This is a genomic window from Kurthia massiliensis (assembly GCF_000285555.1).
In the GTDB taxonomy this organism is placed as follows: Bacteria; Bacillota; Bacilli; order Bacillales_A; family Planococcaceae; genus Kurthia; species Kurthia massiliensis.
Map to the genome: position 1 here is coordinate 242,147 of NZ_HE610997.1, position 17,898 is coordinate 260,044.

Sequence of the window (17,898 nt, forward strand, 5' to 3'; positions counted from 1 at the left end):
ATGACGGAGCCTTTTGTGTACTTTAGCGCAATTTTTCATATTGTTCGACCAACTCGATTTCGTGCGGCTGGACATATTTCCGATAATGATTCGGACCAACCATTTCAAATTTGTGTAAGTATGCAGCTAAACTATCATCCGTTTCTAAACGATAGCCTTTTTTTATGTCGTCATAATAAACGGCGTATAATTCTCCTTCATAACGAGCATGTGTATCAATATGGTATAGACGGTCAATATCATCAAGCGCTACTTCTTTTATGAAAAAATCGGTTGAAATAAATTGCTTTACACGATAAAACCCTTCTAGTAAACTCTCCGCTTCATATGATTTCAATACGACCATACCGTTCTGTTGTGATGTAACTTCATACTCTGCTGCATTGTATGTTGCGTATTTTCCTTTTTTCATATTACCACTTCCTTCTTACACGAATTTTCCCCGATTTTTATTAAAATAAAACAAAAAAAGACCTTATCTCATAGATAAGCATCTTTTTTCGTGTAACTAGCGACTTTTATAGGTCCCTGTTCCTACTAGGTCTTTTCGTTACTTTTATAAATTATAAGAGGTTAATGTCGATGAATGGTGGTTCGCTGAGCACATTAATTCACGACATCTTACGCTAAAATGTCTTTTAAAATCGCTACAGCTTCTTTAATTTCTTCTTTTGAAACTGTTAACGGTGGTAATAAGCGTACAGTCGTTTCACCAGCGCCGACTAATAATAAGCCTTTCGCTTCCGCTTCATTGATGACGTCTGCTATTGGTTTTGGTGATTCAATACCAAGTAGTAAGCCCATACCACGTACTTGTAAGTTTGGTAATGCTTCCGCTAGCTGTTGTTTAAAGAACATTGATTTTTCTTCAACGTCAGCTAAAAATTGTTGATCAAATACAGTATCGATTACAGCTTGAGCTACGTGTGTCGCCATTGGATTCCCACCGAATGTTGTACCGTGTGAACCTGGTGAGAACGTTTCAAATAGTTCGGCTGTACCGAGCATTGCACCGATTGGGAAACCGCCACCGAGACCTTTTGCAAGCGTTACGATATCTGGTTTTAATGCTGTTTGTTCCCACGCGTAACGTGTACCTGTACGCGCAATACCGGTTTGCACTTCATCAACAACGAGTAAAATACCTTTTTCATCGCAAATCGCTTGAATTGCTTCTGCAAATTCAGGTGTTACCGGGTTAACGCCACCTTCACCTTGAACGACTTCTAACATAATTGCCGCTGTATCATCATCTGCGGCTGCTTTTAATGCTTCGACATCGTTGAACGGTAAATATTCAAATGTTTCGACAATTGGGCCGAAACCTGAATGCACTTTTTCTTGTCCTGTCGCACTCATTGACCCGAATGTACGACCGTGGAATGAATGAAGGAACGTAATCATTTTGTGTTTTCCTGTATGTTTACGTGCCATTTTAATCGCTGCTTCATTCGCTTCTGTACCTGAGTTACAGAAGAAACCGTGTGATAAATGCGTATCGGCTACTAAACTTGCCGCTAATTTTTCTTGTTCTGGATTCTCGAATAAATTCGATACGTGCCATAATTTTTCACTTTGTTCTTTCATCGCATTCACTAAAATTGGGTGAGAGTGTCCAAGTGCAAGTACAGCGATACCTGCTACGAAATCTAAATACTGTTTACCATTTTCGTCCCATACTTTCGTGCCTTCACCTTTTACAAGATGCACAGGGCGACGTTTGTAGTTGTTAAAGAGCGCTTGTGTCATACGAGTACCTTCTTTCTTAAAATAGATGTGCCTTCTAATGCATCATCAACGATTTTTACTTGTGGAATGCCGGCTTCTAAGCATTCAACAGCTGCTTTTACTTTAGGAATCATCCCGCCGTAAATATCGCCAGAAACGATCCATAAATCAATTTGTTCTGGCGTTAATTCTTCGACAGTTTCTTCGTGGAACTTAACCCCTGGTGTATCTGTTACGAGTAACAGTTCGTCTGCACCCCACTCTAGCGCGATCTCACTCGCCACTGTATCGCCATTAATATTTAACGCTGTTCCTTCTACAGTTGCACCGATACATGCGACTACTGGGATGTAGTCAATTTTTTGTAGTTGCTCTAACAAATCGATATTGATTGATTCGATATTGCCGACATAGCCGTACGTCTCTTTATCCAAGTACGTACATTCGATTAAATTACCATCTTCACCATTCAAACCGACTGCTAGAATACCTGCGCGGTTTAGACGGCCTGTTAAAAATGGATTAACCGTACCGATTAATGTGCCTGTTACTGTTTCAATTGCTTCTTCACTCGTTACGCGAATGCCGTTATGCGTGTACGAATTGATTTTACGTTCTTTTAATGCTTTATTAATCGCTGGTCCACCACCGTGTACGATGACGATTTCAGCCCCAGCCGCTTTTAAATTTTTTAATTCTTCAAAAAAGGTATCGGTTAAACGTGCGAGCATGCTGCCACCAAGTTTGATGACAATTTTCTTATGAACGGTATGTTGCGTTGATTTGTACGTAGTCATACGTTAAGTCACATCCCCATGCTTTGCCTTGGCCTTCGCCAACATGAAGGTCCACAACAATTTTGATTTCTGGTTGCTTTAAATACTCAAGTAAATATTCTTCCGAAAAATCTAATGGCTCGCCTGCGTCTACTACTGCTTCATCACCAATTTTGATAAATACATTTGTTGGGTCAATCGTACAGCCTGAATAGCCAACTGCTGCTAAAATACGACCCCAGTTTGCGTCATTTCCGTATACGGCTGTTTTCACAAGTGGTGAGCCGACAACTGTTTTCGCAATTTTAATCGCTTCTACGTTCGTTGCTGCACCGATTACAGTCGTTTCGATTAATTTTGTAGCGCCTTCGCCATCTTTTGCAATCATTTTCGCAAGATCTTGGCTTACAAGACGGAATGCATCTTTAAACGCTGCCCAATCCGGATGTTCAGGTGTTAATAATTCATTACCCGCTAAACCATTCGCTAATGCAAGAACTGTATCATTTGTCGATGTATCACCATCTACTGTAATCGCATTGAATGTCACATTCGTTGCTGCTGCTAATAATGTTTGTAATGTATCTGAATCAATTGCTGCATCCGTTGTAATGACACCTAACATCGTCGCCATATTTGGTTCGATCATACCTGAACCTTTTGCTGTCCCTGCAATGGTAACTGTTTTGCCATCGACTTCTACCGTATAAGCAGTATTTTTCATTACTGTATCTGTCGTTAATAATGCTTCTGCAAATTGCACACCATTTTCGACTGAATTACCAAGCTCAATCGCTTGAATACCTGCACGAATCGGCTCCATTGGTAAGTGTTGTCCAATTACCCCTGTTGAACAAACCCCTACTGTATTTGCCGGAATGCCGAATTTATCAGCAGTTAGTTGTTGCATCTCTTTTGCATCTGCTAAACCTTGCTTCCCTGTACATGCATTCGCGTTACCTGAGTTTAAAATAATCGCCTGCATTTTACGTGATGCATAAACCGTTTCTTTCGTTAATACGACTGGTGCTGCTTTAATTGCATTTGTTGTAAATACACCCGCCACACTCGCTGGTACTTCACTATAAATGATGGCTAAATCTTTTTTCTTATGTTTGACACCGCAATGCATACCTGCTGCCGTAAACCCTTTCGGTGACACGATATGCTTCGATGCGATTTGTTGTACAGTCCCTAATGTTGTCATCATGAACACTCCCTTTGTTTTAAATGAATAACGGTACTTGCGTTAATCCTTCTGTTTCATCATAGCCGAACATCGCATTCATATTTTGAATTGCTTGTCCTGCTGCCCCTTTTACTAAGTTGTCAATGACCGATACGATTGTTGCGCGATTCGTACGGCTATCAACATTGACGTGAACGTCGCAGTAATTTGTACCACGTACTTGGTTCGTACTTACACGCGTCGCTTCGTGCATTACACGGACGAACGGTTTTTGTGCATAATATTTATCATACGCTGCAAATAAATCTGCTTCCGTTACGCCTTCTTTTAGTGGTGCATAGCTCGTTGCGATAATGCCTCGAATCATCGGCACTAAATGCGTTGAAAATGTAATCGGTGCAGTCGTACCTGTAAACATCTCAATCGCTTGTTCAATTTCCGGAATATGTTGATGTTTATTTAATTTATAAATAGACGTTGCTTCTGTGTTTTCTGTGAAATGTGTGCCTTGAGATGGTTTATTACCCGAACCTGAAATACCACTTTTAGCATCAATGACAAGCTGTGTGCCATCGATTAAGTTTCTTTTAACAATGGTAATAACGATAATAAAACGGCTGTTGGATAGCATCCTGGGTTTGCAATAACGTGTGCGTCTTTTGCAGACTGCCATTCCGCTAATCCATACACTGCATGATCTACGAATGATTGTGGTGCCGGTGTTTTACCGTACCATGTTTTGTAATCGTCAATATTTTTCAAACGAAGATCGCCTGATAAATCAATCATTTTCGTATGGTCATTCGCTAGATCCGGTAGCAATTGGCCAGAAACGCCGGATGGAGTGCTCGTAAAGACGACATCCAATTCAGCAATATTTTCTTTTGTAATTGCCTCAAGTGGAAGGTCGTACAAGCCTTTTAAATGTGGATACTTGTTAGAAAATACTGCTCCTTCATCTGATGAAGTAAATAGTGTAATTGAATCGACTTTTGCATGATTGTGCAATAAGCGAATCAACTCTAAACCACCGTACCCTGTTGCTCCAATAATTCCGACTTTCATCCAATCACCTCTCGTTTTTGATGTACCAAGTATACAAATGCATAAATATAATGTCAACTGTATGTTTATTTATTTTTAGAAAATTCTTTGCAATTCTCGGAATAAAAGCGCGTTAGAATAGCTTTTTTGCGACGCAAAAAAATTTTTAGAGCGCAAAAAAATTTTTCACCAAAACAAAAAGCCCTCATTTTTATGCATAAAAATGAGGGCTTTTCTAATTTTATAAACGATTTATACAGTTATTATTAATGATTATACAGGAATACGTCTTCAGCACGTAAAATTTCCTCTGCGAATAATTGCAGTGACGTGCGCAATATTAAGTCATTTGATTGATCAATCATCCAACGGTCATCAGGTACAATATCAAATACAATCATCTCTGCTTCTTTTGATTTCACGTTCCCTACCATTTGAATATCATGCTTCGTAATTGTACGTTCAAGTCCTGTTAAACGGTTTCTTACAAGCACTTCTAATTGAATAAAATCAATTGCCGCTTCATTGGCGCAGCCTTCGATATAGACCGTCCCGCGTAAATTTTCGCCAAATGCGATCTCGGGTTGGTCGACAATGGTCGTTACTTCCATATCATCTTTTACAATTTTCGTCGTATACATACTATTTATTCACTCCTGTTTTGTCTGTTGCTAAACAACCTGTTCCCTTATTTTACCCTATAAAAACAAAAAGTGTTAGAGAAGTACACTCTCTAACACTTTTTTTTACTTATCTTCTTGTAAATCTTCCATCTCTTGGTCTAATTCATAATGCATCGCTTGATCTGGTTGATATTTGTTGTAACGGCGTTTATATAAGTAAATGATATGTGATACAAATACTTTAATTACGGCGTACCCTGGAATACCAAGCACAACACCTGCAACACCGAATAATTTACCTGCTACGAGCAAGACGAAAATAATTGTAATCGGATGAATATGCAATGATTTACCCATGACTTGTGGTGAAATAAATTTACCTTCTAACAATTGAACAACTGTCCAAACAATACCTAATTTAATGAGCATAAATGGTGATGTGACAATCGCGATAATAATTGCTGGTGTAATGGCAATCATCGGCCCTAAATAAGGAACAACACTCGTCACCATTGCTAAAATACCGAGTACGACTGCATAATCCATACCGATAATTAAGAAGCCAATCGTCATTAAAATACCGATACACATCGCTACGATAATTTGCCCTTGAATGTAACCAGCAATTTGCGTATCTGCACGTTTGAACAGTAATGCTGTTTCTGGACGAATTGGTTTCGGGAAAATTTTTAAAATGAAGTTTGGTAACTTTTCGCCATCTTTTAATAAATAGAATAAAATGAATGGCGTTGTAACGATTGCGACAACGAGACTTGTAATCGTTGAGACGAAACCGCCGACGCTAGATGCAAGCGTTGAACCGAGTGTACTCGACCAAGCGGTTAATTTTTCCGTTAATTCATTCGTCGTTTTATCAAACACACTCGCAATATCAATGTTGAAACGCTCCATCGTTGACGTAAAGAATGGGCTTTTCACAAAGTCTTGTGTATTGTGTACGAGCTGCATAATATATGCCGGGAATTCTTGTACTAAGTCCAAAAATTGCTCTTTTACGAATGGGAATACGAGTGTAATCGCCACCGTAATTAAACCAATCACGACTAAGTAAATTAAGAAAATCCCAACGACTTTTGGTACGCCCCATTTAATCAATAAACGCAAAATCGGTCTTAGTAAATAAAATAAGATCGTCGATAAAATAACGGGTACGATAACCGTTCCAAAAATAATTTGTAGCGGTTTGAAAATAAAACTTACTTTGTCATAGATAGCAATGATAAGACCTAAAAGTAAAATGACCGCTAAGCCATATACTAAATTACGTCCCCCCATAAACTGCATAAAACGTGTTGTAAAAAATCCTTTTTTGTTCTCTGGTTGTGGGTTTGGATCTCTCATTCAATTCTCCCCTCTTTGTGATGTTATGGACTTGTCGCTTCGGTACCGCTACCGTTTAAAAAGTTTGTGAGTAGCTCGCGGTTTTTCTCTACATCAATTTGTAGTACAGAACCAGCTTGTGGATACGTTGCGTATTGATACGTATCTTTTGTTGGCACCGTCATACGCTCGATGTCTAAGCCTCCACCTTTCACTGCATTAAACATAATGCCTACTTGTTGGCTTGTCGTTAAATCCGTTTGAATATACCCTTCAAGCGCCCCGATTAATTTCGGATAGTTTTTCACATTTGAAGCAGATAGCACTTCATTTTTTAATGCTTCTAATGCTTGTTGTTGGCGCTCTACACGACCGAAGTCGCCTTCTTCATCATAACGGAAACGAGAGAAACCGAGTAACTCTTTACCATTTAAACGTTGTGTCCCTTTTTTCAGACTGACACCAATATTTTTAGACATATCGTGCGGTACTGTAACTTCTACCCCATTTGGCGCTGCAACATCCACTAATTGCTCAAAATTTTTAAAATCAATGATGGCATAATGGTTAATATTAACGCCAAACATGTTCGTTAACGTTTCTTGCAACAATGATACGCCACCTAAATAATAAGCGGTATTTAATTTATAAGATTGGTATCCTGGAATCGCCGCATAAATATCACGCATAAATGATACCATGCGTACTTTATTTGCATCTTTGTCGACTGACACAAGCATCATCGTATCAGAACGTGATTGTTCTTCACCGCGTGTATCGATACCGATTAATAAAATATTTTCAACGTTATTAATCGACGGATCCCCTTTAAATTCAATTTGTTCTTCGTCTCCATTAGACGCTAAATTATGACCTGCTTTATATTGGAAATAAAAGTACCCTCCTAGTACGACGAGTACTAATAGTAGCAAGACGAAAAATACACGTCCTTTGCGTAGCTTAGGCTTTTTCTTTCTTCTCACTTGTTGCCTGCGTTGCTCAGCCATCTATTTAATATCCTCCTTTATATCTTACATAAACACTATGAATTATCTTTGCTAATGAAAGCGAATATGTTTACAATAAAATGTATAAACGTCCTCCTACATATTAGTTGTGAATTGTAGTAGAATCAAGCGTTATCAACATTCTAACCCTTTAAGGAGGCTAAAATATGGAAAAAACACATTTTGAAGTTGCAACATTCGCCGGTGGATGCTTTTGGTGCATGGTAAAACCTTTTGTCGAGTGGGATGGCATTGAATCTGTCATCTCAGGTTATATGGGTGGCACACGTGAAACTGCTCATTACGAACAAGTCAAAACTGGCATAACTGGTCATAAGGAAGTTGTTCAAATCACATATGATCCAACGAAATTTTCATATGAACAGCTACTAGAATTGTACTGGCAACAAGTAGACCCAACAGATGATGAAGGGCAGTTCCAAGACCGTGGTGACAATTACCGTGCAGTCATTTTCTATCATAATGATACACAAAAACAGCTTGCTGAAGCATCTAAACAAGCGTTAATCGATTCTGGGCGTTTCGCACGCGTCGTTACACCGATTGAACGCGCAACAGACTTTTTTGCAGCTGAAGATTATCATCAAGATTTTTATAAGAAAAGTCCACAAGCATATCACGAAGATCGCGCCAAATCTGGCCGCGATGAATTTCTAGATCAACATTGGGAAAAATAATTCACGAACTAAGACGGTTTTCTATGTATCAAAGTTTCTCTTTTCAATACCCTTCGTATTTTTTTCTAAAACCAACCTTACAAAGTGGAGATGGAACATATGGCTTTATTATTAATTATTTTGCCGGTTTTAATCGTCTTTGCGACCGGCTATATTGGTCAAAAAAAATTATCGCTCGATATCAAAACGATTTCGACGATGTCACTTTATTTGATGTCGCCGCCACTCGCTTTTCGTACATTTTATCAAACGCCAATCACACATGATTATTTTTACATTTTTGGCTTTGCTATTTTATTATGTGTAGGTCTTTTTATCATTACGTTTATAGTGACGAAAGCATTGCGTGCAAGCCGTTCTGAATCTTCAGCGATGATGTTAGGTGCGGTATTTATGAATAGCGGTAACTACGGAGCCCCTGTAGCATTATTCGCATTTGGCAATGAAGGATTCCATATTGCCGTTATTATTATGGTTATCCATTCATTATTTATGAATTCACTCGGTATTTTCTTTGCATCTGTCGGCTCTAAGGAAAATGCTTCTGTCAAAGAGGCATTACGTGCCGTGTTAAGAATGCCCGTCTTATACGGGGCAGTGCTTGGCGTTGTATTACAACTGACGCACGTTCCGATTCATCCGGCGATTATGGATGGCGTAAGCTTAATTGCGGACGCGTCTATTCCCGTCGTGATGCTCGTATTAGGGATGCAATTAGCGGCTATGTCTCGCAAGCGTGTCAATTACGCAATGATGAGTGTCACAAGCGTGATTCGAATGATTGTATCACCATTATTAGCGGCGCTCATTTTATATTTCATGCCGCTCGATCCATTGATCAAGTCGGTCTTAATTTTACAAGCAGCGATGCCTGCCGCCGCTAATACAACGATGCTCGCATTGCAATTTAATACCGAACCAGACCTCGTATCATTTACGACATTTATTACGACCGTCATTAGTATTATTAGTATTCCGATTGTCTTATTTTTCCTCGGTGTATAGCAGCATTTGCTGTTATATGCCTTTTTTGTAGTTTAATTTTCAGAATATTACGTATAATTTAAGCAATTATTTACGAAATGAGGTTTTTTGATGAATGCGATACCCCCATATATTTTATTGTTACTTGCGACAGTGCTTTGGGGTGGTAACTTTGTCATCGGCAAAGCGGTCGCCGATCACGTTCCCCCGTTTACACTCGCCTTTTTGCGTTGGTGTGTTGCACTCGTCGTCTTTTTGCCAATTGTTTGGACGTCTTTAAAACGCGATATGAAACAAATTATGAAACATTATAAAATTGTCATCGTGTTAGGCATTACCGGTGTCGCTGCGTTTAACACACTCGTTTACATCGGCGTCCATTATACGACATCTATTAACGCTTCATTGATGAATATGTTGACGCCTGTATTTATTTACTTATTGAGTTTTATCTTTTTAAAAGAACGTCTAACGCGTTTTCAATTAATCGGTACAGCTATTTCATTTATCGGCGTCATGCTCATTATTTCTCACGGTTCCCTTCAATCGCTTCGCCATTTTGCATTCAATAAAGGAGACTTAATTGTTATCGTCGCTGTCGTTTTATGGAGTATTTATTCATTACTCGTAAAACAGTATGCGAAAGTACTGCCAGGACAATCTACATTTTTCGCTTCTATCGTCGTCGGAACGATTATTTTATTGCCTTTCTTCCTATTTGAACAACAAACGATGACGACACCAATTGAATGGGATGGGCTCGCATTGTTTGCGGTCGGTTACACAGGCATCTTCGCATCGATTATCGCCTTCTTATCATGGAATACAGGCGTTGTACGTTACGGAGCAAATCGCGCAGGCATTTATTTAAACTTTATCCCTGTATTCGCGTCTATTTTCGCCGTTATATTTTTACATGAAACGCTTTTTTGGTCACAACTGCTAGGCGGCGCGTTTGTTATCTTTGGCGTCTATACGACGAGTATGAAACGAATGAAAAGAACACATTCGCCGGCTTCTCCAAACATTCGGTCTTAGCGGATGTTTTTTAGGTACTATGGCTTTTTTGCGACGATTTTCCTCAACATAATGACCGACAACAACGACATATTGTCGTGCTATTTGTCGCGTTCGTTCAAGAAGACGTTTATGGACGTACAAATAAGGTTATGGATAACTATCTTTACTTACAACAATGACCTACGAGGAGGCGTTTATGATGAAAAACATGACAAAAACATTCGGTGCAGTAGCGTTAACATTAGGTTTATTGGGATCCGCTACGACAGCGAGTGCAACAACTTACGACACAGCATCTCTTAAAGAATTCCGTACAGTACATACGAAAGCTGACGTGTATTCAAAGCCATCGGAAACAGCCAAAACATTAGGTTCATTTACACCAAATGAAGCAGTGATTATCGAACGTCCGGTCAACAAAACGTTTACAAAAATCCGCTTCGGTTTTGACACAGGTTATGTGAAGACGAATACCTTAAAAAAAGCAAAAGCTAATAAAGGAACAACGTATGCAAAAAACATTGCGAAAACATATACGTATGTATTACCACAAAATAAAGGATCTGATTACGCAACGCGTTATACGACAGCGTTTAAGCGTACGATGAACTACAACGATTCATCGGTAAACTTCTGGTTTTCTAACTCACAACCAGATGCACAAGGCGTGACAGAATATGATACGTCAAAAGGATTGTATGTCGGAAATGTAGATAGCGGAAAATTAGAATTAGCGCTACGCTATCCAGTTAAAAAACATGCAACATTTAAAAGCTTATACGGTCAAAAAGCAAAAATCATTGCGACGAATCAAACGTTAAAGCTTCATAAACATACGTATCGTCACGTTGTCGTCGTTCAAAATGGCAATGCGACTTACTATTATGCGCCACAAGTTGGCCTTATTAAACAAACATTTAACGGTCAAACGTATACAACATTATCATCTATTCAATAAAGAAGATAAGACTCGCTTTAAGCGGGTCTTTTTTGTGTAGACAGCCGCCGTCGTACACGCTTTATGATATAATTGGCTTTATGTTTGAAGAAAGGCGTGAACACGTTGAAATTAAAAAATTTACCGAAAAAATTGACACAATATAACAATATTCATTTAATCTCTCATACAGACTTAGATGGTGTCGGTCCATCAATCGTGCTGCAAGCGTATGGCATTCGTCATGAAGCAGATTTTGTTGAAACGCGTAAAGTAGACGAAGCTGTCCTTGCCCGTTTAGCAGAATTACAAGACAATGAATTATTAATTATTACCGATTTAAGTGTCAGTGAAGCTGTCGCAGAAGAAATTACGAAAGTGAACAAAGAACCAAATGGTCGTTTCGTCGTTCTTATCGATCACCATGCTTCTGCCCTATTTTTAAATGACTACGCATGGGCTTCTGAAATTCCACATTTAGATGATATTAAAATGTCTGCAACGACATTAATCTTTAAATATTTAGATGAGGCTGGCTATGTCGTTAATCCGCAAAGCACAGAAGAAGATGCAGAAGTCATCGAATATAGCCCACAACAAATCGCTGTATTTTTCGATCGTTTAGCGCGCTTCGTTGAAAACGTTCGTCTATACGATACGTGGGATTGGCATGCACTTAAAATTCAAGAAGCAGCTGATTTAAATACAATTTTCTATGCACGCCGTCGTCACGAATTTATTAAAGATCGTTTCCATTACATCTTAACAGGTAAATTATTTACAGACGCAGACGAAACGTACTTAAACTTCTCAAAAGATGAATTACGTAAAGTGTTAAAGAAAAAAGAAAAACAAATGGTCATCGTTAAAGACTATTTATTAAAAGGTCACGATACGCCACTAAATATCGGTGTCATTGAAACAGACTCTTTCGTTAGCGAACTTGGTAACCACCTTGCAGAAAAATTTGAAGGCGATATTGATTGTGTCTTTATCGTTAGTCTTGTAAAAAATCGCGTATCTCTTCGTTCAATCGGTAAAGCAGTAAACTTATCAGAAATCGCGAAACATTATAATGGCGGTGGACATCCAAATGCTTCTGGTTGTGACTTATCAGAACTAGGAATGCCATTTATCGAAGCGATTCAACAAGCACCAAAAGCTATTAAAAAATAGTAATCGCCTTTTTATCGTGAATTTGAATTTTTTCTTTCACATTTTAGACAAATTTTATTTTTTAAAGAAAACCGCGCTATGACGCGGTTTTCTTGCATTTTTGAGCAAAATGTAACCGTTTACTTTTATCAGAAAATAAAAAATATATAGGAAAGGGCTAGCTTAATGTGACGATTTTGTGTAAAAATGTACGTATGTAATTGAAATTAGCATTTAATTACACTAAAGCTGAATTCAATCGGGTGAATTAGCAATTTAAGTCATCCAAGTGGTTTACTGTTTATACATACATAAATGGTCCACAGTATTTCTAATGACAAAGTCATTAAATTTTCTTTTTAGGGGGAGTTATTGTGGAAGAAAAAATCTCAAAACGCTTAGGCCTACCTGGTCTAGAAGAAAAAGTTGTATCTGCTGAAGCGGCTGCTGCATTAATCGAAGACGGTTCTGTAGTAGGTATGTCAGGTTTCACTCGTGCTGGTGACGCGAAAGTCGTACCAATGGCATTAGTTGAACGTGCAAAAAATGAAAAATTCAAAATTGATGTATACACTGGTGCATCATTAGGTCCAGAAGTTGATAACCACTTAGCAGCTGCAGGTGTTATTAACAAACGTGGTCCTTTCCAAGGCGACCGTGTAATGCGTAACTTAATCAACACTGGTGAAATCACTTACGTTGACGCTCACCTTTCTCACAATGCTGAGTTAGTACGTCAAGGCGTAATTGGTCCAATCAAACACGCAATCATCGAAGCAGTTGCAATTACAGAAGATGGATACTTAATCCCAACAACTTCTGTAGGTAACTCACCAATTTTTGCTGAATACGCTGAAAACATTATCGTTGAGTTAAACATCGCTCACCCAGAAACAATGATCGGTATTCACGATATTTATATTCCTGGTGAACAAGGTCAACGTGAACCATTCCCAATCACAAACGCTGACCAACGTATTGGTACAAAAGGTATCAAAATCGACCCTGCAAAAATCCAAGCGATCGTTATTTCTGAAGAGCCAGATGCGCCTTCATTAATCGTTCCTCCAGATGAAGAAACTCAACGTATGGCTGACTTATTACTTGAGTTCTTCCAATCTGAAATCGACGCTGGTCGTTTAACAAACGAATTAATGCCTCTTCAATCAGGCGTTGGTTCTGTAGCAAACGCTGTACTTGATGGCTTTGCAAACTCTAACTTCGAAAACTTAGTTGTATCTTCAGAAGTATTACAAGATGCTGTATTCAATTTAATTGACGCTGGTAAAGTACGCTTTGCTGCAGCAACTTCAATCACTTTAACTGAAGAGTTACAAAAGAAAGTTTACGGCAACTTAGATGCATACGCAGACAAAATTTTATTACGTCCACAAGAAATTTCTAACCACCCAGAGCTTATCCGTCGTTTGGGCTTAATCTCAATCAACACAGCGCTTGAGTTAGATATTTACGGTAACGTAAACTCTACACACGTATCTGGTACGAAAATGATGAACGGTATCGGCGGTTCTGGTGACTTCGCTCGTAACGCTCGTCTTGGTATCTTCGTAACAAAATCATACGCTAAAGGCGGCGACATCTCTTCAATCGTGCCAATGGTTTCTCACGTTGACCACACTGAACATGATGTTGATGTTATCGTTACAGAACAAGGTATCGCGGACTTACGTGGTTTAGCACCAAAAGAACGTGTTCCATTAATCATTGAAAACTGTGCACACCCAGATTTCAAAGATCAATTATGGGATTACTACAACCGTGCAGTAGAAAAATTAGGTAACGTTCAAACACCTCACCTTTTAGAGGAAGCATTATCTTGGCACGTAAACTTAGCAACTAACAAAACAATGAAAAAAGAAATCACAAAATAATGTGATGGACTTAGAGGTTATCCATTTTGGATAGCCTCTTTTTTATATCTCTTGCTGTGTATTTCAAGCGAAACGCTATCCGCAAATGGTTCGGCATGTTATAATGAAATCATTGTGAAAAAGGGAGGAACATAACTACATGATCCAAGTAAGTAATGTAGGTCTTCGCTATGGCGATCGTAAGCTATTTGAAGATGTAAATATTAAATTCACACCGGGCAACTGCTACGGTCTAATCGGTGCCAATGGCGCAGGTAAATCAACATTCTTAAAAATTCTTTCTGGTGAAATCGAAGCCCAAGAAGGCCACGTTAGTATGAATCCAGGTGAACGTCTTGCTGTTTTAAAACAAAATCACTTCGAATACGAAGAATTCACAGTTTTAGAAACAGTGATGATGGGTCACAAACGATTATATGACGTTATGCAAGAGAAAAATGCAATCTACATGAAAGATCCATTCACAGATGAAGATGGTATCCGTGCCGCTGAACTTGAAGGCGAATTCGCTGACATGAATGGTTGGGAAGCTGAATCAGATGCTGCAATCCTTCTACAAGGTCTTGGTATCGACGATTCTATGCACTACATGAAAATGGCTGAACTAACAGGTTCTGAAAAAGTCAAAGTATTACTTGCTCAAGCTTTATTCGGTAAACCAGACGTACTATTACTAGATGAGCCTACCAACCACTTAGATTTAAAAGCAATCCAATGGTTAGAAGAATTTTTAATTAACTTCGAAAATACTGTTATCGTCGTATCCCATGACCGTCACTTCTTAAATAAAGTATGTACGCACATTGCGGATCTTGACTACTCTAAAATCCAATTATACGTAGGTAACTACGATTTCTGGTATGAATCTAGTCAATTAGCACAAAAAATGTTAAACGACCAAAACAAGAAAAAAGAAGAAAAAATTAAAGAGTTACAAGCATTCGTTGCACGTTTCTCTGCGAACGCTTCTAAATCTAAACAAGCAACAAGCCGTAAAAAAATGTTGGATAAAATCGAACTTGATGACATTCGTCCATCAAGCCGTAAATACCCATTCATTAACTTCACGATGGATCGTGAAATCGGTAATGACGTATTAACAGTTGAAGGTTTAGGTAAAGAAATCGAAGGTGAAACACAATTTAAAGATTTACGCTTCTCTATGAACCGTGAAGATAAAATCGTGTTACTTGGTAACCCAATTGCTAAATCTGCTTTCTTAAAAATTATCGCTGGTGAAGATGAAGATTTCGATGGTTCATACAAATGGGGCGTTACAACTTCTCAAAGCTACTTCCCTCTTGATAACGAAGAATACTTCCAAGGTTCTGAAAAAACATTAGTAGAATGGTTACGTCAATTCTCTCCAGAAGACGAAACAGAAACATTCTTACGTGGCTTCTTAGGTCGTATGTTATTCAGCGGTGAAGAAGTGAAGAAAAGCCCTGCAGTACTTTCAGGGGGCGAAAAAGTACGTTGCATGCTTTCACGCATGATGCTTTCTCACTCAAACGTTTTACTTTTAGATGAACCTACCAACCACCTTGACCTTGAATCAATTCAAGCGTTAAATGAAGGCTTAACAAACTTTAAAGGTGCGATGATCTTCACATCTCATGACCATCAGTTCATCCAAACAATCGCAAACCGCGTCATCGAAATCCGTCCTGACGGCTCAATGTTAGATAAACAATTAACTTATGATGAGTACTTAGAATGGAAAGAAGCTAACAACTTAGATTAGTCGTATAGAAAAAGCGTACTGCCACTGTGGCAATACGCTTTTTTTGTTATCCACGATAATTAAAACTATAAAAACTCCGTGTGCGATGATGTAATTCACATGTACAGTGGTACGGGTAAGTTACTTTTAATATATCTTTTTCATCAACAGGTGCCCCGCCGTTGATTGCATTTAGCTTACGCGTCATTTCTGCAAATGTACGTTTCACAGAAGCACCACAATGTTTACAATAAATTTCAACTTCATGAACACCTTGCGCTTCATAAAAAGCTGGATCTAAATAAATATTGGATAATGTACCGTCGCTCGATACTTTTACGAGTGGATGGTTAAAAAAGGACGAGAGCTTATTTGCAGCGCCTTTCGCTACATCTTTTACTTTCGTTTTTACTTCTAAACGTTTTGTTAATTTTTCATCCGGCAATTTGACGAATGTTACTTTTGAGTCAAAACTCATTTTGATCTCTGTCATACTTCCACTCCTCATCTACATTCATACTCTCATTATATGGAAAATGAAAACACGATACAATGATAAAAAAAAGACTACACCATTGTTGTAGTCCTTTCTTCGTTATTGATGTCTACGACCAACGAATAAATCGATAAAGTACGCAATCGCAATGATGACATGAATCAACCACCCGATTCCTGGAATCCACGTTAACCATGTTCCAACGAGCGCTAAAAATGGCACAATTTTTGAATCTTTCGTTGCGATACGACACGCCAAAATAACACCATGAATAATCAGTGCAATCCCTAACGTACTATAACTACTACCGATAATAATTAAGCCACCGACAATCGGTATGCCTAATATCGCTTCGTACACTAATCCGACAAGTGTAGGAATTAGAAACATACACGTCACTCCTTGCTATCCTTGCTAGTTGTTATATATTATACGGTTCATTGTCTAAAAAGTTTCATGTATCTTTTTTAATTGTCATGCGTCAAACATGTCAAAGTAATTAAAATCTCGTATAATAAAAGAGAGTCGTTAAAGGAGTGAATGCGCGTATGGTAAACGTACAAACGAATCATCGAGAACATATGCAAACGCTACGAATTAATATGACACGTTTTATGATGGCTTATAAGTTTGCACTAGATGAAATCGATACGAAGGTGCGTATTTTACAAGAAGAATTCCGTCTGATGCATGAATATAATCCAATTGAACACGTCAATATACGTTTAAAATCACCCGAAAGTATTTTAAAGAAAATGCAAAAACGAAACCTACCCTATACGTTAGAAGCGATTAAAGAAAATATTACAGATATTGCGGGTATTCGCATCATTTGTTCATTCGTATCGGACATTTATCGTTTAAAAGAAATGTTCGAACGTCAAAGTGATCTTCATATTATTGAAGTAAAAGATTATATCGCTAATCCGAAAGAAAATGGCTATCAAAGCCTACACATTATTATGAAAGTGCCTGTCTATTTGTCCGACCGTTGCGAAGAAGTATATGTAGAAATGCAAATTCGAACGATTGCGATGGACTTTTGGGCTTCATTAGAACATAAAATTTATTACAAGTATAATAAAAAAATCCCTCAAAGACTGATTGATGAATTAAAAGAAGCAGCCGTATCTGCCGCAGAACTCGATCATAAGATGGAAAAGCTAAACAAAGAAATTAATATTTTAAAACAGTTTGATGAAGACGAACCGTTATTAGATAATGTAGATGCATTAGAAATGCTCGACACGCTGCGAAAAGTATCGCGCGATCAATAACAAAAAGC

Annotated in this window: 17 protein-coding genes and 1 pseudogene; 8 read left to right on the forward strand and 10 right to left on the reverse strand. The window is 38.3% G+C overall.

Annotated elements, in window-relative coordinates:
• Positions 1-22: 22 nt before the first annotated feature.
• The 8 genes and pseudogenes from KMHG_RS05535 to KMHG_RS05570 form a co-directional block, all read right to left on the reverse strand.
• Positions 23-412 (reverse strand): UCP033725 family protein, encoded by a 390-nt coding sequence (locus tag KMHG_RS05535; RefSeq protein WP_010287721.1) that lies wholly within the window; start codon positions 410-412, stop codon positions 23-25.
• Between the two features lie 209 nt (positions 413-621).
• Positions 622-1,749 (reverse strand): acetylornithine transaminase, encoded by a 1,128-nt coding sequence (gene argD / locus KMHG_RS05540; protein ID WP_010287723.1) that lies wholly within the window; start codon positions 1,747-1,749, stop codon positions 622-624.
• A complete protein-coding gene (gene argB / locus KMHG_RS05545; protein ID WP_010287724.1) occupies positions 1,746-2,525 on the reverse strand; it encodes an acetylglutamate kinase in 780 nt (259 codons plus the stop codon). The genes argD and argB overlap by 4 nt, the downstream gene beginning before the upstream one ends.
• Positions 2,488-3,711 (reverse strand): bifunctional glutamate N-acetyltransferase/amino-acid acetyltransferase ArgJ, encoded by a 1,224-nt coding sequence (argJ, locus tag KMHG_RS05550; RefSeq protein WP_010287725.1) that lies wholly within the window; start codon positions 3,709-3,711, stop codon positions 2,488-2,490. Before argJ ends, argB begins: the two co-directional genes overlap by 38 nt.
• A 19-nt stretch (positions 3,712-3,730) precedes the next feature.
• Positions 3,731-4,758: pseudogene (gene argC / locus KMHG_RS17420) on the reverse strand (N-acetyl-gamma-glutamyl-phosphate reductase).
• A gap of 245 nt (positions 4,759-5,003) precedes the next feature.
• Entirely contained in the window at positions 5,004-5,378 is a 375-nt protein-coding gene (locus KMHG_RS05560) for a sporulation protein (protein ID WP_010287730.1), read from the reverse strand.
• Positions 5,379-5,483: 105 nt separating this feature from the next.
• A complete protein-coding gene (locus KMHG_RS05565) occupies positions 5,484-6,722 on the reverse strand; it encodes an AI-2E family transporter (protein WP_010287733.1) in 1,239 nt (412 codons plus the stop codon).
• Positions 6,723-6,745: 23 nt separating this feature from the next.
• The gene (locus tag KMHG_RS05570) at positions 6,746-7,708 is read right to left on the reverse strand and encodes an LCP family protein (protein ID WP_010287734.1); all 963 of its coding nucleotides are present in this window, start codon (positions 7,706-7,708) and stop codon (positions 6,746-6,748) included.
• Between the two features lie 167 nt (positions 7,709-7,875).
• Between KMHG_RS05570 and msrA the strand changes: the two genes are divergently transcribed.
• The 7 genes from msrA (at position 7,876) to KMHG_RS05605 (ending at position 16,138) form a co-directional block, all read left to right on the forward strand.
• Positions 7,876-8,406, forward strand: coding sequence for a peptide-methionine (S)-S-oxide reductase MsrA (msrA, locus tag KMHG_RS05575; protein WP_010287736.1), 531 nt, complete (start codon positions 7,876-7,878; stop codon positions 8,404-8,406).
• A 99-nt stretch (positions 8,407-8,505) separates the two neighbouring features.
• Entirely contained in the window at positions 8,506-9,411 is a 906-nt protein-coding gene (locus KMHG_RS05580) for an AEC family transporter (protein WP_010287737.1), read from the forward strand.
• 90 nt (positions 9,412-9,501) lie between these two features.
• On the forward strand, positions 9,502-10,428 hold the full coding sequence (locus KMHG_RS05585) for a DMT family transporter (protein ID WP_010287738.1): 927 nt from the start codon (positions 9,502-9,504) through the stop codon (positions 10,426-10,428).
• 181 nt (positions 10,429-10,609) lie between these two features.
• Positions 10,610-11,368, forward strand: a complete 759-nt coding sequence (locus KMHG_RS05590) for a hypothetical protein (protein ID WP_010287739.1) — start codon at positions 10,610-10,612, stop codon at positions 11,366-11,368.
• A gap of 96 nt (positions 11,369-11,464) precedes the next feature.
• Positions 11,465-12,523: a DHH family phosphoesterase gene (locus KMHG_RS05595; protein WP_238984670.1), complete on the forward strand. Its 1,059-nt coding sequence runs from the start codon at positions 11,465-11,467 to the stop codon at positions 12,521-12,523.
• A gap of 353 nt (positions 12,524-12,876) precedes the next feature.
• Complete coding sequence (gene scpC / locus KMHG_RS05600) at positions 12,877-14,394, forward strand: succinyl-CoA:acetate CoA-transferase ScpC (RefSeq protein ID WP_010287744.1); 1,518 nt, start codon at positions 12,877-12,879, stop codon at positions 14,392-14,394.
• Between the two features lie 139 nt (positions 14,395-14,533).
• Positions 14,534-16,138 carry an ABC-F family ATP-binding cassette domain-containing protein gene (locus KMHG_RS05605; RefSeq protein ID WP_010287745.1) on the forward strand — a complete coding sequence of 535 codons (1,605 nt, stop codon included), beginning with the start codon at positions 14,534-14,536 and terminating at the stop codon, positions 16,136-16,138.
• Positions 16,139-16,184: 46 nt separating this feature from the next.
• On the opposite strand, the gene KMHG_RS05610 is transcribed toward KMHG_RS05605, so the two are convergent.
• Together KMHG_RS05610 and KMHG_RS05615 are read right to left on the reverse strand one after the other, a co-directional pair.
• Complete coding sequence (locus KMHG_RS05610) at positions 16,185-16,610, reverse strand: hypothetical protein (RefSeq protein ID WP_010287746.1); 426 nt, start codon at positions 16,608-16,610, stop codon at positions 16,185-16,187.
• 102 nt (positions 16,611-16,712) lie between these two features.
• Positions 16,713-17,003, reverse strand: a complete 291-nt coding sequence (locus KMHG_RS05615; protein ID WP_010287748.1) for a hypothetical protein — start codon at positions 17,001-17,003, stop codon at positions 16,713-16,715.
• A 158-nt stretch (positions 17,004-17,161) separates the two neighbouring features.
• On the opposite strand from KMHG_RS05615, the gene KMHG_RS05620 reads away from it, so the two are divergent.
• Positions 17,162-17,890, forward strand: coding sequence for a GTP pyrophosphokinase (locus tag KMHG_RS05620; protein WP_010287750.1), 729 nt, complete (start codon positions 17,162-17,164; stop codon positions 17,888-17,890).
• The last annotated feature ends 8 nt before the right edge of the window (positions 17,891-17,898 follow it).

Coding starts and splice junctions, on each gene's coding strand:
- msrA (WP_010287736.1), top strand. CDS start 7,876: ATGGAAAAAACACATTTTGAAGTTGCAACATTCGCCGGTGGATGCTTT.
- KMHG_RS05615 (WP_010287748.1), bottom strand. CDS start 17,003: ATGTTTCTAATTCCTACACTTGTCGGATTAGTGTACGAAGCGATATTA.
- KMHG_RS05610 (WP_010287746.1), bottom strand. CDS start 16,610: ATGACAGAGATCAAAATGAGTTTTGACTCAAAAGTAACATTCGTCAAA.
- KMHG_RS05605 (WP_010287745.1), top strand. CDS start 14,534: ATGATCCAAGTAAGTAATGTAGGTCTTCGCTATGGCGATCGTAAGCTA.
- KMHG_RS05565 (WP_010287733.1), bottom strand. CDS start 6,722: ATGAGAGATCCAAACCCACAACCAGAGAACAAAAAAGGATTTTTTACA.
- KMHG_RS05620 (WP_010287750.1), top strand. CDS start 17,162: ATGGTAAACGTACAAACGAATCATCGAGAACATATGCAAACGCTACGA.
- KMHG_RS05585 (WP_010287738.1), top strand. CDS start 9,502: ATGAATGCGATACCCCCATATATTTTATTGTTACTTGCGACAGTGCTT.
- KMHG_RS05590 (WP_010287739.1), top strand. CDS start 10,610: ATGAAAAACATGACAAAAACATTCGGTGCAGTAGCGTTAACATTAGGT.
- argB (WP_010287724.1), bottom strand. CDS start 2,525: ATGACTACGTACAAATCAACGCAACATACCGTTCATAAGAAAATTGTC.
- KMHG_RS05580 (WP_010287737.1), top strand. CDS start 8,506: ATGGCTTTATTATTAATTATTTTGCCGGTTTTAATCGTCTTTGCGACC.
- argD (WP_010287723.1), bottom strand. CDS start 1,749: ATGACACAAGCGCTCTTTAACAACTACAAACGTCGCCCTGTGCATCTT.
- KMHG_RS05560 (WP_010287730.1), bottom strand. CDS start 5,378: ATGTATACGACGAAAATTGTAAAAGATGATATGGAAGTAACGACCATT.
- argJ (WP_010287725.1), bottom strand. CDS start 3,711: ATGACAACATTAGGGACTGTACAACAAATCGCATCGAAGCATATCGTG.
- KMHG_RS05535 (WP_010287721.1), bottom strand. CDS start 412: ATGAAAAAAGGAAAATACGCAACATACAATGCAGCAGAGTATGAAGTT.
- KMHG_RS05570 (WP_010287734.1), bottom strand. CDS start 7,708: ATGGCTGAGCAACGCAGGCAACAAGTGAGAAGAAAGAAAAAGCCTAAG.